At 74.4% G+C, this 21639-nt stretch carries 15 protein-coding genes and 1 pseudogene; 5 read left to right on the top strand and 11 right to left on the bottom strand.

Annotated features, from left to right (window positions below; all coding sequences use genetic code 11):
* Positions 1–290: 290 nt before the first annotated feature.
* On the bottom strand, positions 291–2426 hold the full coding sequence (locus FN207_RS24460; RefSeq protein WP_142461056.1) for a SpoIIE family protein phosphatase: 2136 nt from the start codon (positions 2424–2426) through the stop codon (positions 291–293).
* A gap of 603 nt (positions 2427–3029) precedes the next feature.
* On the opposite strand from FN207_RS24460, the gene FN207_RS24455 reads away from it, so the two are divergent.
* On the top strand, positions 3030–5864 hold the full coding sequence (locus FN207_RS24455) for a SpoIIE family protein phosphatase (protein ID WP_185938560.1): 2835 nt from the start codon (positions 3030–3032) through the stop codon (positions 5862–5864).
* A gap of 39 nt (positions 5865–5903) precedes the next feature.
* A complete protein-coding gene (locus FN207_RS26765; protein ID WP_221888386.1) occupies positions 5904–6065 on the top strand; it encodes a cupin domain-containing protein in 162 nt (53 codons plus the stop codon).
* A gap of 210 nt (positions 6066–6275) precedes the next feature.
* Here FN207_RS26765 and FN207_RS24445 read toward each other — a convergent pair whose 3' ends face one another.
* From FN207_RS24445 to FN207_RS24425, 5 genes are all read right to left on the bottom strand, one after another.
* Entirely contained in the window at positions 6276–7154 is an 879-nt protein-coding gene (locus FN207_RS24445; RefSeq protein ID WP_142461054.1) for an alpha/beta fold hydrolase, read from the bottom strand.
* A gap of 1 nt (position 7155) precedes the next feature.
* A complete protein-coding gene (locus FN207_RS24440) occupies positions 7156–8514 on the bottom strand; it encodes a hypothetical protein (protein ID WP_221888385.1) in 1359 nt (452 codons plus the stop codon).
* 301 nt (positions 8515–8815) lie between these two features.
* The gene (locus FN207_RS24435; RefSeq protein WP_142461053.1) at positions 8816–9007 is read right to left on the bottom strand and encodes a hypothetical protein; all 192 of its coding nucleotides are present in this window, start codon (positions 9005–9007) and stop codon (positions 8816–8818) included.
* Positions 9008–9299: 292 nt separating this feature from the next.
* Complete coding sequence (locus FN207_RS24430) at positions 9300–10403, bottom strand: class I SAM-dependent methyltransferase (RefSeq protein ID WP_142461052.1); 1104 nt, start codon at positions 10401–10403, stop codon at positions 9300–9302.
* Between the two features lie 29 nt (positions 10404–10432).
* Positions 10433–11251 carry an alpha/beta fold hydrolase gene (locus FN207_RS24425; RefSeq protein WP_142461051.1) on the bottom strand — a complete coding sequence of 273 codons (819 nt, stop codon included), beginning with the start codon at positions 11249–11251 and terminating at the stop codon, positions 10433–10435.
* Positions 11252–11410: 159 nt separating this feature from the next.
* Here FN207_RS24425 and FN207_RS24420 point away from each other — a divergent pair, with 159 nt between their 5' ends.
* Together FN207_RS24420 and FN207_RS27570 are read left to right on the top strand one after the other, a co-directional pair.
* Complete coding sequence (locus tag FN207_RS24420; protein ID WP_142461050.1) at positions 11411–14323, top strand: ATP-binding protein; 2913 nt, start codon at positions 11411–11413, stop codon at positions 14321–14323.
* Between the two features lie 533 nt (positions 14324–14856).
* The gene (locus tag FN207_RS27570) at positions 14857–15156 is read left to right on the top strand and encodes an STAS domain-containing protein (RefSeq protein ID WP_142461049.1); all 300 of its coding nucleotides are present in this window, start codon (positions 14857–14859) and stop codon (positions 15154–15156) included.
* A gap of 154 nt (positions 15157–15310) precedes the next feature.
* On the opposite strand, the gene FN207_RS24410 is transcribed toward FN207_RS27570, so the two are convergent.
* The 5 genes and pseudogenes from FN207_RS24410 to FN207_RS24390 form a co-directional block, all read right to left on the bottom strand.
* The gene (locus tag FN207_RS24410; RefSeq protein ID WP_246066361.1) at positions 15311–15955 is read right to left on the bottom strand and encodes an ATP-binding protein; all 645 of its coding nucleotides are present in this window, start codon (positions 15953–15955) and stop codon (positions 15311–15313) included.
* On the bottom strand, positions 15883–16596 hold the full coding sequence (locus FN207_RS24405) for a PP2C family protein-serine/threonine phosphatase (RefSeq protein WP_185938559.1): 714 nt from the start codon (positions 16594–16596) through the stop codon (positions 15883–15885). Before FN207_RS24405 ends, FN207_RS24410 begins: the two co-directional genes overlap by 73 nt.
* Positions 16566–17582 (bottom strand): GAF domain-containing protein, encoded by a 1017-nt coding sequence (locus FN207_RS24400; RefSeq protein WP_342778793.1) that lies wholly within the window; start codon positions 17580–17582, stop codon positions 16566–16568. Before FN207_RS24400 ends, FN207_RS24405 begins: the two co-directional genes overlap by 31 nt.
* A gap of 227 nt (positions 17583–17809) precedes the next feature.
* Positions 17810–18097, bottom strand: a pseudogene (locus FN207_RS27475) (PAS domain-containing protein); the annotation flags it as partial.
* A gap of 23 nt (positions 18098–18120) precedes the next feature.
* Positions 18121–19803, bottom strand: coding sequence for a PP2C family protein-serine/threonine phosphatase (locus tag FN207_RS24390; RefSeq protein WP_246066345.1), 1683 nt, complete (start codon positions 19801–19803; stop codon positions 18121–18123).
* A 683-nt stretch (positions 19804–20486) separates the two neighbouring features.
* On the opposite strand from FN207_RS24390, the gene FN207_RS24385 reads away from it, so the two are divergent.
* Positions 20487–21281 (top strand): PIG-L deacetylase family protein, encoded by a 795-nt coding sequence (locus tag FN207_RS24385; RefSeq protein WP_142461043.1) that lies wholly within the window; start codon positions 20487–20489, stop codon positions 21279–21281.
* Positions 21282–21639 lie beyond the last annotated feature (358 nt).

Below are 21639 nucleotides of genomic sequence, written 5' to 3'. Positions count from 1 at the left end.
CGACCATCACGGTCACCCTTCCCGCGCCGTGACGTGATCTGTGCCCCGGCGGCGTGGCCGAGGGCCCGGTGCGTCAGTCGCGACGGCGCTCGGCCCGCGGCCCCGCGACCAGGGACGTCGGCCGCAACCACCAGGCGCCGATCGCCGCGACGGCGCCGTCCGGCGTAGCGGCCACCGGCTGCACCAGCCGGCGAAGCGGCTCCGCGGCTCGGTGCTGCGAAGCTCCCATGCAGGACGCCCGCGTCGCCGGCTGCCCGTCGCCACCACCCGCGTGACCTACCGGAGGGCATTCAGCGCCGGCTGCTGCGCGGGGCCAGATCGGGCAGCCGGAGTCGTGCGGATCGTGCTCCGTCGCCGTCCGGGGACACGACGGTCGGCGGAACGGTCCTGTCGGAGGCCGGAGCTCGCAGCCGGAGGCAGATGAGCACGACGTCGTCGTGCAGCCGCTGACCGCCGGTCAGTTCGTGCATCACGGCGTCGCACCAGGTCTGTGGGTCCTCGCCATCGAGCCGGGAGGCGACCGAGGACAGGCGCAGGAGACCGTCGTCGAGGTCGGCATCGCGGCGTTCGACGAGCCCGTCGGAGTACCAGAGCAGCATCGACCCGGGCGGGACGACGGCGAGGGCCTCCGAGCGCGGCCCCGACGCGGCGCCGAGCGGACGGGAGCGGCCGTCGTCGAGCCATCGTGGCCGGTGGTCGGTCACCAGCAACGGGGGTGGGTGGCCCGCGCTGGCGTAGCACAGCCGACCGGTGGCCGGGTCGTACTCGGCGTAGCCGATGGTGGTGAGCCCTGCGCCCGGGATGGTCGACGACGCCCGGTCGAGCGCGTCGAGGACGGCGGCCGGGCCGTCGTGCGGCGTGGCGGCCAGGACGCTCAGCGCCGAGTGCAGCCGCCCCATCGCGGCCGCGGCGCGCAGGTCGTGGCCGACCACGTCGCCCACGGCGAACCCCACCCGGTCGCCGGGCAGCGGGAAGGCGCCATACCAGTCGCCGCCGATGTCGTGGTGCTGGTCGGCCGGGCGGTAGCAGCCGGCGAACTGCGCCCCGGGCAACTCATCCGGCACGACGGGGAGGAAGGAGCGCTGCAACTGGTGGGCGGCCTCTCGTTCCTCCTCGTACAGCCTCGCTCGGTGCAACGCCGGGGCCATCAGCTCGGCCAGGGTGCGGGACATCGTGATGACGTCGCTGTCGATGGCGCCGTCGTCGGCGAAGCGGAACTCCAGTGCCCCGAACGTCGTGCCCGCTGCCCGGGCCGGAACTGCCAGAGCGGCGGGCGACCATGCCCGGACGGGGGCATGGCGCCGGGCGGCGGTTGCCAGGGGCGACCGGTCGTCCAGCGACAGGTCGGTCAGGGCAGGCCCGGACGTCGTCCAGACCCGCAACCGGGCGCTGTCCCCGACGATCACCCCCACGGCACCGGAGTCCGCGAGCAGGCCGATGCCGGAACGGACGAGCACCTCGGCGATCGCCTCGGTGGTCGCCGCGGTCGCCAGCCCGGCGGTCACCTGCTGGAGTGCCTCCACCCGGCGCCGGGTCGCGGCCTCCTGCCGGGACATCGCCCGGGCGCGCTCGCGCTCGGCGATCTCCACGGCCAGCAGCCAGGCCCCCAGGACCGCCACGGCGATGAACAGTTGCAGGAGGGCGGCCTCCATCCGTGGCGAGTCGTGGAGCGGGGCCCACGGGCCGCGCCCGACGACGGTCATGACGTTCGCGGTCACCGCGACCACCAGACCGGCCTCGGTGACGACCGCGACCCCGTACCGGACGGCCAGCCAGAACAACCAGGGAATGGTCAGGTACGCCAGCGGGACGACGACCGGCCAGAACACGGCCACCGTCACCCCGACGGTCGCCAGCAGGAGCACCGTCCGTCGGACCTGGCTCGGGGTGTCGGGGTGGCCCCGGTCCAGCCGCCAGGTCAGCACGGCCCCGGCCACGGTCAGCACGCCGAGCCCGTCTCCGGCCCAGAACGGGAGGAGGCCGTCGAGCACGGGCGGCCCCTGCGACCAGTGGATGGTCAGCGAGCCGATCAGCCCGCCCACGAACGGGCCGGCCAGCACTCCGCAGAGCAGGAAGATCCCGAGGTCGCGGCGGCGTCCGAGATCGAGATCGGGCGCGAAGCGGCGCAGGAGAGTGGCCCCGACGAGGGGCTCGGCGGTGTTGGCGAGGGCGAACCCCCAGGCTGCGATCGGGCCGATTCCCTGTGTCCGGTCGATGGCCACCTCGACCAGTGCGGCTGTCGCCAGGATCCACGGCCACCGCCGACGCTCGGTGAGCACGAGGGCCGAGAGGGTCACGCCGGCGGGCAGGAAGAGGACGGCGCCCGTGCTCGAGGACTCGAAGAGCACGAAGGAGGTGATGGAACCGGCGGCGTATCCGGCGGCGACCAGGAGCAACAGCCGCCCGGGCACGGACAGGCGCGTCATCCCGGCCTCCGCCCTGATGTGGCTCCCGCGCACCTGTTCGACGAGATCCGTTCGAGGCCGCCCCGCCCGTCGCCGGCGGCCGCAACGCCGTGCGACGCGCCGCGATGGACGACCGGCTTCCGCCGCTCCAGCTCCGGAGCGGGGCGGCCACGTCCTGGCCGGGCGGCCCAGCGGCCCGCGTTTTCGACCGCTGGGCCCGGGTATGTCCGCGGCGCCACCCACGAAGACCACCACCGTCGCACGGCCGACCGGCAGGTCGGGGAGTGCACGGTGCCCGCCCAGGGCGACCACTGCTGACCGCCAGCGCAGTCTAGGCGCGCTGGTCGCGTGCCTACCAGGTTCACGGAAGCTCTCCGCGGCGGGCGTCGGGCGGTCGCCCGGCCCGCTCCGCGGGGTCGTCAGGCAAGGGGTCCAGCGGTGGCACCACAGCACGATCCCCGAGCGCGCAGGACCGGCCCAGTCGCTCCACGGGAGCCGGTCGGCTCCGATGCCCGGGCCGAACTCGTCGGCGTCCGTGAGGAAGCGGAACGGGCGAGCCGGGACGCCGATGCCGCGCAGGCGGCCCGCCGGGCGGCCGAGGCGAGCGCGGCCCGGATGCAGGCGATGGTCGCCGGGCTGAACGCGATCGTGTGGGAGCGCGACCCGTCGACCTGGCGCTTCCGCTTCGTCAATGCCCGTGCCGAGGAGGTGCTGGGCTATCCGGTCCGGCAGTGGCTGGACGATCCCGGCTTGTGGCAGCGGATCCTCCACCCGGACGACGCCGATGAGGTGCTGTCCACCGTGCGCGCCACGATCGTCGACGGCGACGACGTGTCCCTCACCTACCGGGTCCGGGCGGCCGACGGCCGCTGGGTGTGGCTGCAGCACCTGGCCCACGTGGCTCGCGACGAGACCGGGACGGCCAGCGCCATGCACTCGGTCCTCGTCGACGTCAGCGACTCGAAGCGGCGTGAGCTGGCCGCGGCGCTGCTGGCCGCGGCCGGCCGGGTGCTCACCGGTCCCGGCAGCGTGGAGGAACGACTCACATCGGTCACCGGGCTGCTCGTACCTGACCTGTGTGACTGGGCCGCGGTGTGGCTGCGCGGGGACGACGAGCGGTACCGGCCGGTGGCCGTGGCCCCGGCAGGCCTGGCCGACCGGGTGCGGGCGCTGGGGTCGATGCGGGTGCCTGACGAGTTCGCCGTGGAGCTGCGGGCCGGACGCGCGTTCGCCGTCCCCGAGGTCACCGAGCAGCTGTTCCGGGCCGCCACCACCGACGAGGCCCAGTTCGCCGCGCTCACCGAGATCGGCGGCGTCAGCGGGCTGGCCGCGCCGCTGACCATCGGCGGCGCCGTGGTCGGATTGCTGACCTGCACCGCTCAGGCGCCGGACCGGTACGACGACGCCGACATCGCACTCGCCGCCGATCTCGGTCAGCGCCTGGCGACGATGGTGGCCGCCGAGCGGCTGGCCGCCCAGCGGCGGCAGCTGCACGAGATCACCGTGGCGCTGTCGGCAGCCGGCACGGCGGCCGAGGCCGCCGCCGCCCTCACCACAGGCCTGCGCGACGTGCTCGGCGCCTCGGTGGTGGCCGTGTGCGGACTGGGCGAGGACGGGCTGCTGCACACCGTCGACGTCGTCGGTGCCCCGCCCGGGCGCTGGGACCGGTACACCACGATGCCGCTGACGTCCTCGGTGCCCCTGCCCGACGCCGTGCTCACGCGCCGCCCCGTCTGGCTGCCCGATCGGGCGGCCGTCGTGGCGCGGTACCCCGCCGTGGAGGAGAGCCTGTCCGAGCAGACGCAGGGTGTCGCCGCGCTGCCGCTGCTCGTCGGTGACCGGCCGGTCGGCGCGCTGGCCCTGACCTTCCGGACCCCGCGGCCCTTCGACGCCGACGAGCGCGCGCTGCTGCTCACCGTCGCCGATCAGGTCGCGGTGGCCTTCGAACGCGCCGCGCTGGCCGACGTCCGCCGGGAGATGGCCGAGACCCTGCAGCGCAGCCTGTTGCCCGGTGACATCCCGGCCGTGGACCGGCTGGCGGTCACCGCCCGCTACCTGCCGGCGATGCAGGGCACGTCTGCCGGAGGCGACTGGTACGACGTCCTGCCGCTCACCGGCGGCGCCGTGGCGGTCGCCGTCGGCGACGTCGTCGGCGACGGTGCGCCCGCCGCCGCGGTGATGGGCCAGCTGCGCAGCGCGCTGGCCGGCCTGCTGCTCGCCGACTTCTCACCCGCACAGGCGCTGGAGGTCCTGGACCGCTTCGCCGCGCACGTGCCCGGAGCCCGGCTGAGCACCGTCTCCTGCTCGCGGCTGGAGCCGGATACCGGCCGGCTGACCTACAGCCACGCCGGGCATCCGCCGCCGCTCCTGACGGGCACCGATGGCACGGGGCCCAACGGCTACCTCGACGGCGGTCTCGGCCCGGCTCTGGGCCTGCACGCCGGATCCCGTCCAGAAGCGACCACCAAGCTGTCTCCGGGTGCGACGCTCGTGCTCTACACGGACGGGCTGGTCGAGCGCCGCGGCGCCACCCTCGACGACGGCCTCGAGCGGTTGACCGCCTCGGTCACCGCTCGCCGCTCGGCTCCGTTGCCGGCACTCCTCGACGGCGTTCTGGACGACCTCGTCGACGTGGACGGGGCCACCGATGACGTCGCGCTGGTCGCCGTGCGGCTGCTGCCCGCCCCGCTGCGGCTGGACCTGCCCGCCGAGCCCGCGCGGCTGGCGGCCGTCCGCCGGGCCGCGCGGGGGTGGGCGTCTGGGGCGGGACTGCATCCCGACGCGGTCGAGGACCTCCTGCTGGCGCTCGGCGAGGCGACCGGTAATGCCGTCGAGCATGCCTACCGAGACGCGGACGGCCCCGGCCGGGTCATCGTCGAGCTGCGCCTGGATGGCGCCGGCGACGTCGTCGTCTCGGTCACCGACACCGGCTCCTGGCGCCCGCCGCCGGCCGACCCCGGCTTCCGCGGCCGCGGACTGCAGATCATCTCCGCCCTCGCCCGCGACGTCGATCTCTCACCCGGGCCCTCCGGCACCGCCCTGCGGTTCGTGTTCACCCCCGCGGCTCCGCCACCGGCGGCACCGCGCCGCCGGGCCGCCGTGGATGCGGTCTCCGTGGCCCAGCGTGCCGACGGGCAGCCGGCCACCCTGGACGTGACCGACGCACAGGGCCGCCGTTGCCTGGCGCTGATCGGGGCCCTGGACCTCGCCGGAACCACCGCGATCCGCGAGCTCGTCTTGGCCGAGCTGGCCGACCCCCGGCCGATCACCGTCGACCTCACCCGGCTCGGCTACCTCACCAGCGTCGGCGCCGGGCTGCTGCTCGAGATCGCCGAATGCGCCAGGAGCCACGGCGACCTCGACATCCTGCTCCCCGCGACCGGACCGGCCCGCCGCATGCTGGACCTCACCGGACTCACGTCGGCCCTCCAACCCGAAGCGGACGGCCTGCCCAACTGAGCGCGGCCGGGATGACTGTTGCAGTCATGCAGGGACGGCTTGGCGTCACGCTGCCTCGTAGCGCGAGGTCCTCCGGTCGGCCGGTTCGAGGCCGGCCCCGGCGACGTCACCTCACTGCCCCAGGGGCACGACGCCTGGGTGGTCGGGGACGAGCCGGCCGTCGTCGTCGACTGGTTCGGCGCGAGCAACCACGCCCGCTGAGGGCCGCGGAGGCGCCCATCCGGCGCGCTCCACCTCGTCTCGGGTCTCCGCCCTGGTGACCACCCCAGCCGGGCGCCGAGCAGAGCCCCGGCCCGAACGGAACGCACCTACATGGCCCGCAAGATGGTCGACTGCCGCACCATGCCGAGCGAGATCAACTGCACTCTCGCCATCCTCGGTCAGAGGAGGAAGTCCCTCGACGCCGCCGTCTCAGGACATCCGTCGATCGGCGCTCATGGACCGCTCTGCCTCGTGTGCAGTCCGGGGGCGTGGCGGCGTGGCCGGACGGGCCTCGACGTCCTGCCAGAAGGCGTCGACGCGGGCGTTCCACACGTCGGGAACCTCTTGGAACGGCTGGTGTGCCTCGCCCTCCTGCACCTCGAACGCGGCGCCCGGGATGAGTTCGGCCACCATCCGCGCCAGGTCGGGACGCCCCACCAGGTCCAGGCTCCCGGCCAGGACCAGCGCCGGTGCGGTCACCTGGGGCAACCGGCCGGTGGTGTCGTGGTCGGCTAACGCGTCGAGGTAGTGCGCCAGGTCCTCCGCGGCCTGCTTGTACGGGAAGGCGAGCACCTCGTCGATGAACGCGGCGACCGTGCCGTCGCCGTGGGCGCGCGGCGTGTAGACGTCCAGGAAGAAGCTCTCCAGGAACTCGCGCTCGTCGGTCGCGGTGATCCCGAGCCGGCTCACGAAGCGCAACCACGTGCGCAGGTACCCGTCCGGCCGGGCCCAGGTTCCCTGCAGCACCAGGCTGCGGACCAGCTCCGGACGGCGGAGCGCCAGTTCCTGGCTGATGATGCTGCCGCCGGAGAACCCGGCCACGTGTGCGGACCCGATGCCCAGACCCTCCAGGACGGCTGCCGCGTCGTCGGCCATCGCGGCCACCGTGGGCAGCTCGGCCGGCATCGACGTCCGTCCCGCACCGCGATTGTCGAACGCGGTCACGCGATAGCGGTCGGCCAGGCCGTCGAGCTGGTACTGCCACGACTCCACGGTGTCACCGGCTCCACCGATCAGCAGGACATCGGGTCCTTCGCCCACCTGCTCGGTCCAGATGTCGAGGCCGTTCCCTGCGAGGTGCCTCCCCACGTCACTCCTCTTTCGTCGCGTGCCACCGGCCCATGTGCTCGGCGTGCGAGTCCAGGTAGGCCCCGGGGGTGAAGAACCGGCCGTAGAACTCGAGGTCCAGGTGGTGGGCCTGGACGTAGTTCAGGACGAACAGCGTCGGCACCGTGCCCGGGAACTTGCCGAAGGTGTCGAGGACGTACTGCGCCTGCAGGCTGATCAGGGCCTTGAACTCGTCGCTGTGCACCTGGGCGCTGCCGCGGACGCCGGGGCTGTCTGTCCACGGCCCCGGCGTCGCCGCGTTGAACGGGCCGCCAGGACCGAACTTCCTCGCAGCGAAGGCCTCGACGGCGGCGGCCATGTCGGCGTGGTGCGGCGGGCAGAACGCCTCGAAGACGCCCGCCAGCCCCGTCGGGTTCGGCGTGGACCACCGCTCGTCCTGGTCGTACCGGAAACCGAGTCCGGGGACGTCCGGGTTGCCCGACGCCCCGAGCACCGTGAACCGGTCGATGCCGTCGAACATCCAGCCGCCGAGGCCCATCGCCTGCAGCATCAGGGCACCGGCGTAGCAGCTGGTCACGAGCTCTGCCGTGGCCTCGGTGAGGCCGTACTGCTCGACGAAGGTCAGCGGGAGCGGCTCGTCGACGTCGACCAGCCCGTGGAAGCGTTCGATCCCGGGGATCGTCCGCCGGTTGACGTCGTCGTAGATGCAGTAGCCGTTCTGCGCCAGGAAGCACAGGATCGCCAGCATGTGCTGCGCGATGTCGGCGACGGGGATCACCAGCAGGGAGCCGGGCACGTTCACGCACCAGGTGTTGTGCCCCTCCAGGTAGGGCTCCTCCGGGGGCAGGTGCAGCCGCCGGTCCGACAGCTGCCGCGCCCGTCCGCGATGCCGCTCCACCATCAGCTCCGGTGTGACGTCCTCGACGGACGGGTCGACCAGGGCGCCGGCGTCGCGGGTGGGGAAGAAGTAGACCCCGGAGTCGTCGGTGAAGAACAGTTCCGCGGTGTGGAAGCCGGCCGCCGACGGGAACGTGCGGCCCGCCGCCGCGCCGGCGTAGTTGGCCGCGTGCGGCGCGTACCGGGCGTTCCGGGTGATCGAGTAGTGCCAGCCGGTCGTCCCGCCCATGGCGCTCAGCACGAGCATCCGCTCGAGTTCCGTGAGCGGTACCGGCGCGTGCCGGGAGCGGTAGGCGAGCGGGCCGTCGGGGATCTCGTCGCCGAGCGCGAACCGCCTCGAACGCCGGCCGAAGAGGGCCTCGACGAACGGGAACGCGGCCAGGTCGGCCAGCGGGTCCGACTGCGTCCGCGCTGCTCCCTCGGGTGCCCGGGCGGTGGGAATGCCGGGGAGCGAGGTGGACGTCGGCTGCTGCGTGGTGCTCATCGCGCCGTCCCAGGAGGTGTCGTCCCCCGCGCCCGGTACACGCTTCCCCCGATGTCCATCCGGTGTCAACGACCGCCCGCGCTCGGCTTCGTCCGACGCATCGACGGCTCCGTGGATCGGAACTGACGTCCCGGACAGGACGTGTGATGGCTGGGCTGAGGGCCGCCTCGCCGGTGAGCGCCCATGCGAAGGCGACGGCGCCCAGCGCGCCTGCCCGCTGGGTGGTCTCCCGCAGTTCCCCACCGACGATGGGGCAGGAGAGCAGCAGGCGCAGCGGGTCCCCTATGAAGCGACCCTGGAACTAGGGCTCGTCGTCGCGGCCGCTGGGACGTCGGCCAAGTCCGCTGGGACCTCTGCCGTACTGCGTGAGCGCCCACGCTCCGCCCGACAGCAAGATGAACACCACGCCGAGGGTTGACTGTCCGAGGATGAACAGGATCACGGCGACGACGCCGAGCACGGTGGCCCCGATGCTCAGCTGTCTAACGGTCATGGGGACACCTTTTCGTCTACTTGGAACTGTTCCACCCTCACCCGCCGTCTGTCCACAGAGCTAGGTCTCCGTCGGGGTGGCGCGGTCGCGTAGCTGCGAGCAGTACCAGCGACGCCCCAGCGGGCCGAGCACAGTGCCGGCCGCCCCGTCCTCGCCGACGACGGCGACTTCACCGCGGAGGGCGCAGCGCCGCGTGATCGCGGACACGAGCACCTGGACCGCACCTGAGCAGGAACTTCGCGCCCATGGGTACGGCCGGCTCAGGGCAACCGCGAGCTCTCGGCGGCAGCGGTCAGGGTTGCAGGCGGTAGAACCGCCAGAAGTCGAAGTCCTCGATGGGGAGGACGTCGACGGCGGTGAACCCGGCCTCGACCGCGAGGGTGCGCACCGTGGACGCCCGGATGACGGTGCCCGTGGCCGCGGACGGTGTGTGAGACCGCGCGTCCGGTAGGCTGAGCAGTGTGCTGAAGCCGTAGAGCAGCCGTTCCACGTCCGACGCCGGGGCGGTGAACCGGTCCTGGGCGGCCTCGTCCATGACGACCACCACGCCGCCCGGGCGGAGTGCCCGGCGGGCCGCCTGCAGGACCGCCACGGGGTGCGGTAGGTCGTGCAGGCACTCGAAGGCGAAGAGGGCGTCGACGTCCCGGTCGGGCAGCTCGGTCGCCGCGTCGCCCACCGTGAACGTCACGCGGTCGCCGAGGCCGGCGGCCGCGGCGTGGTCCCGGGCCGCGGCGACCGACGGGACGTCGGCGTCCACGCCGTGGACCGTCGCGTCGGGATAGGCGCGGGCCAGCGCGATCGTCGACCAGCCCTCGCCGCATCCGACGTCGGCGATCCGGGCACCGGGCCGCGCGAGCGACGCCTCCAGGTCCGGCACCCCGTGCAGCGCCGGGGCGAGCTCGCGCTCGTACCAGGGCCGGTTCATGTCGGCCTGTGCGGTCCGCGCATCGTCCCCGAACTGGGCCCAGCTGACCCCGCCGCCGTCGCGGTAGGCGGCCGCCAGCGCCGGCAGCTGCCCGGCGGCGGCGGCCACGAACCGGGCCAGAGGAGTGAGGTAGACCAGGCTCGTCCGGTCGGTGAACACCTCGGCGGCTGCCGCCGGCAGCTCGAAGCGCCGCGGTTGGTCCGGCTCGGCGGGCTCCACGGCGGCCAGCCACCCGCCGGCCGCCTGCTGCTCCAGCCACTCGCGGGCGTAGCGCTCGTCGGTGCCGGTGCGGGCGGCCAGCTGGCCCGGGGTCAGGGCTCCCGCCCCGGCGAGCGCCCGGTACCAGCCGACCCTGTCGCCGAGGTGGATGGCGAGGGTGTCGAAGGCGCCCAGGGCCGAGGCGAAGACCCGGTCGGCGACGTCGTCGACCGTCGCGGCACGGACCGGCGTCGTGCCGTCCAGAGTTGTCATGGCGAGCTCTCCTGTCACGCCGTGCGCGGTCATCGGCGGGCGGCGGTCAGGCCGACAGCGGTGGTGACGAACGCGGCCACGGCGTCGTGCACCTGGTCGCGGTCGGACTCGTTGAGGACGTCGTGCAGGTCCCCGGGGAAGCTCACGATGGTGGCGCCCGGCAGCGCGGCGGCGTTGGCCTGCGCGTCGGGGAAGGGGACGACCGGGTCGGCCTCACCGTGGACGAACAGCACCGGGAGGTCCGGCAGGCCCGCATCCAGCCCGGCCCTCGCCTCGGGCCACGCCCGCACGATCGCCTGCAGCATCTCTCGCCGGAACCCGCCGTGGTAGGTCAGGGGATCGTGCAGCAGCGCGTGCACGTACTCGGGACGGGTGCTGAACATCTCGCCCGGATCGACGGCGACCGGCTCGGCCGAGTCGTCGGCCGCCAGGAGCTCGGGGACCCACCCGACAGCGCGCAGCGGCGCGCCGGACAGGACGAGCGCCGTCGCCATCCCGGGTGAGCGCAGCGCGAGCAGGTAGGCGGCCAGCCCTCCGCCGGAGTGGCCGGCGAGGACGAGTGGACGTCCCGGGTGGGCGTCCTGCGCCAGGGCCGCCAGCTGCCGGGCGTCGTCCACCCAGACGTCCCACGACGGGATGACCCCGCGCTCGCCGTCGCTGCGGCCGTGGCCGACGGCGTCCATCGCGTGCACGGCGATCCCGTCGGCCACGAGGCGGCCGGCGAAGGTGTCGTAGAGGCCGAGGTGCTCGCCGTAGCCGTGCAGGAACACGACCGTGGCGACGGGGTCGCCCTGGGGCAGCCAGCTGGAGTGGTGGATGCGACCGGTGGAGCCGGTGAAGGAGGACATGGTCTCGACGTCCGTTCCGTTCGGGGGGCCGGACCGGGATGGCCCGACGCCCGGAACGGTGGCCGCCCGCGGTGTCACCGCGCTGACAGCGCGGTGACACGACCCACCCGCGCACGGGTCCCGCTGTGACAGGCTCGGGGTCTCCCGGAGGGGCACACCATGTTCCGAGTCCTCGGCCCGCTCGAGGTCGACGTCGACGGCGAGCGCCTCACGCTGCCGGGGACCAGGCTGCCCGCCCTGCTGGTCGCGCTCCTCCTGCAGCCCAACACCACGGTCCCGGCGCACCGGCTGGTCGACCTGCTGTGGGACGAGGAGCCGCCGGCCGATCCCGCCAACGCCCTGCACCAGGTCGTCCGACGGTTGCGCGCTGCGCTGGGCCCGCTGGGGTCCGCGGTCGAGACCCGGCCGCCGGGCTACCGCCTCGCCGTCGGCCGCGACTCCGTCGACGCCGACGCCTTCGAACGCGCCTGCCGGGACGCACGCGCGACCGGGGCCGACGACCCGGCCGCCGCCCTGGAGCAGCTGGAGCACGCGCTGGCCCTCTGGCGGGGACCGGCCTACGGGGCATTCGCCGAGACGTTCGCGCGGGCACCGTCCCAGCGGCTGGAGGAGCTGCGCGTCACCGCGCTGGAAGAGCGGACGGCACTGCTGCACGCCACCGGCGCCGCCTCCGACGCGCTCGCGGCCGCCCGGGAGCTGGCGGAGACCGCGCCGCTGCGCCCGCGGCCGGTGGAGCTGCTCATGCGCGCCCTGTCCGCCGACGGGCGCGCGGCGGAGGCCCTCGACGTCTACCGCCGCCACCGGGAGGTACTCGCCGACGAGCTCGGCCTGGACCCGCCGGCACCACTGCAGGCGCTGCACCAGCAGATCCTGCGCGACGCCGTCCCGCCGCCGCGACCGGCAGCGGGCTCCGAGCGGCGGGCGCCGATGCCCGCGAGGACGCTGCCCTGGCGGGCCGGCCCCCTCCGGGGCCGTGCCGCGGACCTCGAGCTCCTCACCGGCTGCCTGGCCGAGCAGCGGCTGGTCACGGTGGCAGGGCCCGGCGGGGTGGGCAAGACACGGCTCGTCCTGGAGGCGGCGCACCTCCTCGCCGGCGCGGGCACCGACGTCTGGTGGGTGGACCTGTCGACGAGTCCGCCGGACCGGCTGGCCGACACGCTCGGCGACGTCACAGGGACCGACCGCGCCCCGGGCCCCGACCCGGTCGCCGCCCTGGGGGCGGGCATGAGCGCGCTCGCGGGCGTCCTGTGCCTGGACAACGCCGAGACCGTGCTCGCCGAACTGGCGCCGCTCGTGGAGACCCTGCTGGCGGCGGTACCGCGGCTCACCGTGCTCGTCACCAGCCGCGAGCGGCTGCAGGCGGCGCTCGAACACGTGCACCTGTTGGCCCCGCTCCCGGTGCCGGCCGGCTCCGGCCGCGACAACCCCGCCGTCCAGCTGTTCATCGAACGGGCCCCAGGCATGGAGCCCGCCGCCGTGTCCGATGACGAGATCGAGATCATCGTCGCGACCTGCCGCCGGCTCGACGGCCTGCCACTGGCCATCGAGATCGGCGCGGCGCGCGCTCCGACCGTCGGTCTCCGCGGGTTCGCGGTGCGGCTCGAGCAGGGGCTCGACCTGCTCAAGGGTGGCCGGCGGAGCGCAGCGGCCCGGCACCGATCGGTCCGCGCCGTCGTCGACTGGTCCCACGGGCTGCTCACGACGGAGGAGGCATGCCTGTTCGCCCGGCTCGCCGTCTTCCCCGCAGCGTTCACCGCGGAACGGGCCGAGGCGGTGTGTGCCGGCGGAGGACTGCCGTCAGCGTCGATCGCCCCCCTGCTGGTGCGGCTGTGCGAGCAGTCCCTCGTCCAGGCACGGGAGGGCCGCTTCTGGATGCTGCAGACGCTGCGGACCTACGCCGACGAGCGGCTCGACGGCGACGAGCGGCAGGTCGTCCGTGCGCGCCACGCGGCGGACACCGCGCGCCGGCTGGCGGCGCTCTCCGCCGACCTCTGGACGCCGCGGGAGCCGGAGGCGGCGGCCGCCCTGGGCGACCTCGTCCCCGACCTGCACGCCGCGTGGGGCTGGGCCGCTGGACACGACCGTCCGCTCGCGGTTGCCCTCGCCGGCGACGTGCACGACTACGCCTACTTCCGGCAACGGCCGGACCTCCTGGCGTGGGGGCTCACGGTCGCCGGTTGGGACGTCGTCCACCCCCGGCTGCCCGACGCGCTCGCGACGGCCGCGGCCGGCGCGTGGGCAGCCGGCCGGCTCAGGGAGGCGGAGGAGCTGACCGAGCGGGGCATCGCGGCGGCCGGGGGACCGGACGCCCCGGCTGCCGCGCGGGCGCTGGACCAGCACGCCACCCTGGCCATGTTCGCCGGCCGCACCGAGGAGGCGGCCGCCCGCTACCGGCAGGCCGCGGACCTCTACCGGCGGGCGGGGGAGGACATTTCCGCCCTGACGATCGAGCTGTCCGTCTGCCAGGTGCTCAGCTACGACGGAGGTGAGGACGAAGCCGCCGCGCGCGTGGCCGAACTCGAGGACGCCGTGCGGCGCAGCGGCAATCTCACCGCACTGGCCTGGTGGCACTACGTCCGGGGCGAGGCGGTCCTGCGAGCCGACCCGGGTGGCGCGCTGGCCTCGTACGAGGCCTCCGCGGAGCTCGCGGCCGGTGCCGACAACCGCCTCCTCCTCATGCTCGCCCGCAGCGCCGGGTCCATCGTGCTCGGGGAGGACCAGCTCCCCGCCGTAGCGATGGCCGAGCTCGGCCGGCTGCTCGACCAGTGGCAGGACCTCGGCAACGAGGCCACGGCCTGGTGGGTGCTGCTCAGCCTCGCCGTCCACCTGACGGGCACCGGCCACGACCGGGACGCCGCGCTCCTGGCTGGCGCCGTGCTCGCCCACCGCGACCAGCAGCCGGCTCTGGTCCGGGAACAGCGGCGCCTCGACGAGGCCATGGCGCAGGTGCAGAACCGCTTGGGGCGGGCCACGATGGATACGGCGCTGGCCGAGGGCGCGCGCCTGTCGATCGACGAGGCGAGGGAGTTCGCCCGGGAACTCATCCGCGTGACCACCGCACCGGCCTCATAGATTCGCGGGTGCGCCACGAGATCCGGTCCGGCTCCCCGACACGCCGACCGCGTCCCCGGGACCGGCCAGGCGAACGTCGGCGGTGCGATCGCTCGACTAGCAGGTGTCACGAGGAGCATGGAGGCCCTCTGACCGACCGGGGCGCGGAGGCGGACAGCACCGCAAGTGCGAACGCCGCCGCGGTGGTGGCCGGTAGCGCCACCTCCGGGTCGCCCACCTGGCCGGGGGCTCGGCAGCCGACGCGCTGGCTCACGTCCACGCCGGCCACCAGGTCGGTGCGCGCCCACGGCCGACCTGTCCGGCGGTCGCCTGCGGCTCGCCAGCCTCGACATCGCCGCCCGCCGGGGCGGTCGCCGGGACGGTCACCGCTGCGTACGGACCCGTGCACGTTCTGGGCGACGTAGCGGGCCGGGATCCTTCTCGTGATCGCGGGGCTCATACTCCTCGGCAACGTGCCTGCACGGGGCCGGGACTGAGCCAGTGGTCCCGCAGCGCCCGTCCCGTCGACGCCGCCGGCGGGTGAGGAGGCGGAGATGAACCCCCACTTCCAGCGCACTGGGCCGTTGCCCGGATACATCACGATCGAACGCGAGGGCGATCACCGCGTGCTCTGTCTCCGCGGCGAGCTCGACACCGCGGTCGCGGTGTCGTTCATGAGCTCCACCGCCCTCGCCGTCCTGGCCAGGTGCACCGAGGCATCCCTCGCCGCCGGCCGACGTCCGGTCCTGCGTGCCTCGTCGCCCCCAGTGGACCGCATCCTGCAGCTCAGCGGGCTGCAGGATGCCTTCGGGCGCCCGCCCACCAGGCCGGGCCACGCGGAGACGCGGGGCTGACCACCGGCCGTATCGCTGATGTGCGCCGGTCCTTCACCCGGCTCATCCGCAGCTGCGGATGAGCCGGAGTCGGCTGGTCGTGCTCGCCTCGATCAACGGTCGGTGCGGCGTTCTCGTGCACTCCGCCACCGAGTCCGGAGTCGCGACGGTGGCTTCACTGGGGAACGCTGCCAGGGGTGGTCCGCAGGGCTGCGGTCAGTCCAGTGAGGTCGAGCAGTCGCCGCGCCGGGCCGGCGGGGGGCAGCAGGACGTCGAGCTCACCGGCGGTGCGGGCGACCTCGGCGGCCTCGAGCAGCGGGCCGGCGCCGACGCTGGCCACGAACCCGAGCCCGGTGAGGTCGAGCGTGGTTCTCGGGTGGTCGGCCAGTTCGGCGAGCAGCGCGTCGCGGACGGCGGCGGCGCCGGCGAGGTCGAGGTCCCCGGCCAGCTCCACGCAGCGGCGGCCGTTGGCGTCCGAAGCGGTCAGGGTGGCCGGGCGGCCGGGGGAGCCGGCGACGTTCCCGAGCCGGGGACGGGGCGCCGCGACGGGCGAGGGTGGCATCCGGAAGCGCAGCAGGGTGCCGGCCGGCCCGGGCCGCAGGTCGGTGTCAGCCGCCAGGACCCCGATCATCTGCAGGCCGCGGCCGCGGCCGCGGAAGCCGGAGTCGGTCGGCTTCGGGCGCCACGTGCCACTGTCGGTCACCGTGACGGTCAGGGAGCCGTCGGCAGCGGGATCGAGGGCGACCGTCACGCGGCCGGGTGGGTCGGCGTCGCGGTAGGCGTGCTCGACGGCGTTGGCCGCCGCCTCGCCGAGGGCCAGCTGCAGGTCCTCGATGCTGGCGGGGCCAGGGCGGCCTCCTCGGCCCAGTGCTGCACCACCGCCCGCAGCCGGCGCAGCTGCTGCGGCTGCGCCGGCAGGTCCAGGTGGAGGGCCTCGGGCAGCCGCCGGAGCGCGACCACGGCGATGTCGTCATCGGCGCCCCCGACGACCAGGTCGGCGAGCACCTCGTCGAGCAGGGCGGGCAGCGGCGCCGAGCGGTGGCTGGTCGCCACGGTCGCCAGCCGGGCCAGGCCGTCATCGAGGGTGGCGCCGCGCCGTTCGACCAGCCCGTCGGTGTAGAGCAGCAGCGTCGCGCCGGTCGGCAGGGTGGTGACCGTCTCCGGGCGGCGTCCGGCCGGCGACACCCCCAGCGCGGGGCCGTGCCCGGCCTCGAGATAGGTGGCGGTCCCCTCGTCCAGGCGCAGCGGCGGGGGATGTCCCGCGCGGCTGTAGGTCAGCTCGCCGCTCTCCGGGTCCAGGTGCACACAGGCGGCGGTGCTGACCCGGGCGCCGGCGACCTGGGTGGCGAACCGGTCCAGCAGCTCCAGGGCTCGCGCGGGTGAGAACCCGGCCAGCAGCAGGGTGGCCAGCGAGCTGCGCAGCTGGCCCATCACCGCAGCCGCCGGCGCGCCGTCTCCCACGACGTCTCCGACGGCGACGGCGATCCGGCCGCCGTCGAGCTCGAGGACGTCGAACCAGTCGCCGCCGGCCTGGGTCCCTGCGACCGCCGGCAGGTAGCGGGCGGTGACCGCCAGCCGGTCGGGATGTGGCAGGGCGCTGGGCAGCAGGCTGCGTTGGAGCGCGTCGGCCATGGTGCGCCGCGCGTCGGCCAGTGCGGCATGGTGCGCCGCGCGTCGGCCAGTGCGGCCCGTTCGAAGGCCGCCGCGGCCTGGTCGATGAGGCTGAGCAGGAACGCCCGCTCATCGGGCTCGAACAGTCGCGGCTCGGGGAAGCTGGCCGTCACCGTGCCCAGCACCCGGCCGCCGACCAGCAGCGGGAGCGCAGCCGCGGCCTGCGTCTGTTCGAGGAGGTGTGGCAGCGATTCGGGATAGCGGTCTCGCCTGGCCTGCCGGTCGGCCAGCCACACCGGCCGTCCGGTCCGGGCGGCGGCGGCGATCGGGAGCGGTGTGGCGAGCGGGACGGTGGCGAAGCGGGCGGCGCGTTCCGGCGGGTAGCCGGCACTGTGCACCAGGTGCAGCAGGCCGTCGGTCTCCAGTCGGCAGACGTCCACCACCGAGGCACCCAGGACCCGGCGGAGCACGGAGGCGAGTTCGGTGGCGGCCTCGGCCACGGTGCCGGCGGCCGACAGCGCCGAGGTCACCTCGTGCAGATGCCGTTGACGGGTCGCCACGCGCTCGGCGGCGACCGTCGCCACGACCCGCTGCCCGAGGTCGCCGGCCAGCTCCAGGTCGCCGTCCTCGGACCACCGTTCGGCGTCGGTCGCGGCCAGGGTCAGCAGGCCGACGACCTGCCCGCCGGACAGCAGCGGCACGATCAGCACGTGCCGGGCGCCCATCGCGGCCAGTTCCCGGTAGCGGGCCTCGTCACCGGAGGCGGTGATCCGCAACAGTCGGTCATCGACCTCGGGAACGATGAAGGGGCGCCCGGCCCGGTAGGCGGTCTCCAGGTCCGGGGCGCGGCGACCGGCGCCAGCTTGAGCACCTGCGGCGCGGTCCCTGCCGGCGCCGCGGCCACCGGGCGGTAGCGCCCGTCGTCGCCGCGCAACCAGACGGTGGCACGCTGGCCAAGGTCACCGACGGCGAGCTCGGCGACCGCGGCCAGCCGCTGGGTCACCGTGCCCGGTCCGGACAGCGCCCGTCCGGCGGCGGCGAGCAGCGCCGCCGCCCGCTCGCGCCGCTGGGCCTCGGTGACGTCGATGAGCACCGAGTGCATCGCGGTCGCGGTGCCGGCGTCGTCGCGGGCGACGTGACCGAGGTGGTGCAGCCACACCCACCGTCGGTCGGCCGCCCGCACCCGGTAGGTCAGGGACAGGTCCCGGCCGGCGGCGATCGTGGCGCGGACGGTCTGCAGCACGTGGTCGCGGTCGTCGGGATGCAGGATGCGCTGCCACAACCCCTCGTCGTGCGGCCACTGCTCGTGCGGATAGCCGAGCACCTGCTCGGCCCGGGCGTTGGTCGCCACCGGGCCCCGTCCGGGCCCGGTTGCTAACGGAGGGCGTCCGCCGCCGTGGGTACGTCGTCGGGATGGCTGCGCACGGTGAGGAGGGCGATGTCGTCGTCGGCGAGTCCAGGGGCGATCCGGTCGAGCAGCCGGTCGCAGAGCTGCTCCAGTGGCAGGTCAGCGAGCTTGGCGAGTTCGCCGCTGAGCCGGGCGATGCCCTCGTCGATGCCGGTTCGGTCGTGCTCGATCAGCCCATCGGTGTAGAAGACGACGGTGTCACCGGACCGCAGCGGCACCTCGTGATCGGTGCGAGGACGGGTCGATTCCGCGCCGAGCAGCCGGTCCGGGCGGCTGTCCAGCGTCACCACCGTCGCGTCGGGGCGGACGAGCAGGGGCGGGGGATGCCCGGCCGAGGACCAGCGCAGCGTGCGCAGTCCCGGGTCGGCCGACGTCGCCGACTGCTCGAGGCGGGCCACCAGGGCGGTGGCCAGGGTGCCGATCCGCAGGCCGGTGAGCACTCTGTCGACGCGGGTGAGTACCTGCGCCGGGGTCTCGGCACGGTCGTACGCGATGCCGCGCAGGATGCTGCGGATCTGCCCCATCCCCGCGGCGGCGTCCACGTTGTGCCCGACCACGTCGCCGATGACCAGCAGCGTGGCGCCGTCGGGCTGCTGGAAGGCGTCGTACCAGTCTCCGCCGACCTGCTGGAAGATGGCGGCCGGCCGGTACCGGACGGCGATCTGCAGGTGAGGCGACTGGGGCGGCGGGGTGAGCAGGCTGCGCTGCAGGGTCTCGGCGACCTTGAGCTGCCGGCCGTAGAGGCGGGCGTTGTCCAGCGCCAGGGCGCCGCGCCGGGCCACCTCGACGGCGGTGGCGATCTCGGTCTCGCTGTGCGGAGGCCGGGGTCCGGTATTGAGCATCGCCAGGGCGCCGAAGGTCTCCCCGCGGGCGCGCAGCGGCACGATGGTGCACGAGGTGGTGTCCAGCCGCCGCCACGCCGCCCGGACCTCGTCGGTGGGCAGCGAGGGGGCGACCTGCTCCTGGTCGATGGGCACCTGCACCGGCTCGCCGGAGAGCAGCGCGTCGACCATCGCGGCGTCGTCGCCGGTGTTGCGCAGCCGGCCGCGGACGTAGGTGTCCAGATCGCCGCGGCGCGCCGGCTCCCGGTGGGCCCACGCCTCCTCGCCCGGCCCGCCGTCCTCACCGGCCAGGGCCACGACCGCCCAGTCGCACAGCCGCGACGCCGCCAGCTCGGCCAGCTGGGTGGCCGACTCGCCGGTGTCCAGGGTGGTGATCATGGCCTCGGAGACCTCGGCCAGGAACCGCAGCCGGTCTCCGCCGGGGGACTCGGACACCTCGGCGGGCGGTTCGGGGAACAGGCCGGCGGCGTCCCGGAACGAGACCTGCACCAGTCCCTCGACGACCACCGCGGTCGCGCACAGCCAGCGCCTTGCCGGGGTGTAGTACCCCTGCCAGGTCACCGGTGTGCCCACGCTGCGGGCGTGCAGCAGGAAACTGTGGAAGATGCTGCCGGTCAGCTCCGGTAGAGCGGTCCAGATCTGACGGCCGATCAGCTCGGCGGCCGGTCGTCCCATCAGCGCTGCGCCGGGCGGGTTGAGGTAGCAGATCGTCCAGTCGCCATCGAAGACAGCCAGACCCTCCGGCAGCGCGTCCAGGATGGCGGCCAGCGCATCCGGCCCGAGCCGGGCGGCGATGGATCCGGTCACCATGCCTCCCGAGCTCGACGGGGTCCCACCGCTGTGAGGCCGGCCAGAACGCGACCCGGAGCGCCGCGCCGCGGAACGGGGATCTCAGTACCACGGGGCCAGGTCGACTCGTCTCACCTGGCCGACGACTCCGCAGCCTCTACGGGACGGCGGCGCCCGGGCCCGTACGGCGGTGCGTACGGGGCCCGACACCGACGCTCAGCCGACGGCCAGTCTGAAAGGCGTGTGCCCCTTCGGGACGACCGCTGCTGACCGCGACCGGAGTCTAGGCGGGTTCGTCGCCTGCTCACCAGGCTCGCAAGAGTCCTCCGCGGCGCCCACCGGGCGATGGTCCGCACGAACCGTGCGGCGGAGTCGTCAGGCAAGGGGTCCGGCGGTGGTGTCGAAGCGTGAGCTCGGGGCAGGAGCGACCTGCGCCGTTCGCACCGCCGGCCGGCTCTGACACACGAGGTGGCGGTACCGGACGCGACACGGCATCTGTCAGCTGTCGATGGACGCCGTCGACCCGTCCCTCAGAGGGTGGACGCCAGCCGATCCCCGCGCCCAGAGGCATGTGACGACATGGTCGTCGAGCGTGCCTCGGTGGCGGACTGTGTTCCGCGTCGGCGATACGGAAGGTCCGCTGCACCCCAGCCGATCCGGAACCTGGTCACAGCGGGATCGCGAGCCGATACTGCGCTTCCATGCCGCGCAACCGGACCCTCGCCTGCGTCTTCGCGCACCCAGATGACGATGCGTACGGGGCCGCCGGGAGTGTGGCCCTCCACGCCGGTGAGCCCGACTTCCGGTTCATCCTGATCCACGCCACCAGCGGCGAACAGGGGGACATCCGAGACGGGTTCCCCGCCACCCGGCGGACGCTCGGCGCCATCCGCCAGGCCGAGGACGAGGCCGGGTGGCGAGCTCTCGGCCGTGTTCCCGACCGTCACGAGTGGCTGGGTCTGCCGGACGGCGGGGTCGCGGACGTCCCGAGGGAGGACGTCGTCGTCGCGATCGCGCAGGTCCTCGAGGAAGAGGAACCCGCCGTTGTCGTGACCTTCGGTCCCGACGGCATCTTCGGGCACCCCGACCACGTCGCGATCGGCGCAGCCACCGACGAGGCGTTCGCGCGCCTGCGTCCCGAGAGCACCACGGGCTTCCAGCGGCTCGCCCACGGTGCGGTACCGCAGTCCGTCTTCGAACGGTGGAACCGTCAGCGGGCTGAACTCGGTCTCTACACGTTTGATCCGACGCAGATGTTCAACATGCGCGGCGTACCGGATGACCAGATCCAGATCACCGTCGACTGTCGAGAGGTCGCGAGCCAGGTCGTCGCCGGCCTTCGCGAGCACAAGAGCCAACTCCACGTCATGTCCGACGACCCGACCAACACCGAGCAGTGGGAGCGCCGCGTGCGGCGGGAGTGGTACACGATCGCGTCGTCTGGGCGCGCGACGAGAGGACCCATGTTCACCGATCTCTTCGACGGTGTCGCCTGACCCTCTGCTCTCCGGTCAGTCAGCGCCCATGGCCGGCGCAGATGCTGTGGCTGCGCCGGCAGGTGCCTCCCGCCGCTCACGGGCGACGGCCGGCCAGGGCGGCGCGTGGACCAGGTGCAGGGCCGAGCCGCGCCGGGCGGCCCGCTCGACCGCGGCCGCGGCGGCCCCGCGGGAGGCATCGGACCCGTCGATGTCAGCGTCGATGACTCGACCGGGGGCCGGCCGGCTCACGGTCCACCCCGGGGCGCCGGGGCGCCGGGGCGGGCAGCGGGCGGACCGGTTCGGCGCCGTCCGGCACCTCGTCCCCGGCGAGGAGCACGCGGACGTCGGTGACGCCGCCGACGGTCCGGGCCAGCGC

It is taken from the genome of Geodermatophilus aquaeductus (assembly GCF_900182545.1).
In the GTDB taxonomy this organism is placed as follows: Bacteria; Actinomycetota; Actinomycetes; order Mycobacteriales; family Geodermatophilaceae; genus Geodermatophilus; species Geodermatophilus aquaeductus.
Note: the sequence above shows the minus strand (reverse complement) of the source record. Positions and strands in the feature narration are given on the sequence as shown.

Coding starts and splice junctions, on each gene's coding strand:
- FN207_RS24440 (WP_221888385.1), bottom strand. CDS start 8,514: ATGAGCACCACGCAGCAGCCGACGTCCACCTCGCTCCCCGGCATTCCC.
- FN207_RS24435 (WP_142461053.1), bottom strand. CDS start 9,007: ATGACCGTTAGACAGCTGAGCATCGGGGCCACCGTGCTCGGCGTCGTC.
- FN207_RS24430 (WP_142461052.1), bottom strand. CDS start 10,403: ATGACAACTCTGGACGGCACGACGCCGGTCCGTGCCGCGACGGTCGAC.
- FN207_RS24425 (WP_142461051.1), bottom strand. CDS start 11,251: ATGTCCTCCTTCACCGGCTCCACCGGTCGCATCCACCACTCCAGCTGG.
- FN207_RS24385 (WP_142461043.1), top strand. CDS start 20,487: ATGCCGCGCAACCGGACCCTCGCCTGCGTCTTCGCGCACCCAGATGAC.
- FN207_RS24460 (WP_142461056.1), bottom strand. CDS start 2,426: ATGACGCGCCTGTCCGTGCCCGGGCGGCTGTTGCTCCTGGTCGCCGCC.
- FN207_RS24455 (WP_185938560.1), top strand. CDS start 3,030: ATGGTCGCCGGGCTGAACGCGATCGTGTGGGAGCGCGACCCGTCGACC.
- FN207_RS27570 (WP_142461049.1), top strand. CDS start 14,857: ATGAACCCCCACTTCCAGCGCACTGGGCCGTTGCCCGGATACATCACG.
- FN207_RS24420 (WP_142461050.1), top strand. CDS start 11,411: ATGTTCCGAGTCCTCGGCCCGCTCGAGGTCGACGTCGACGGCGAGCGC.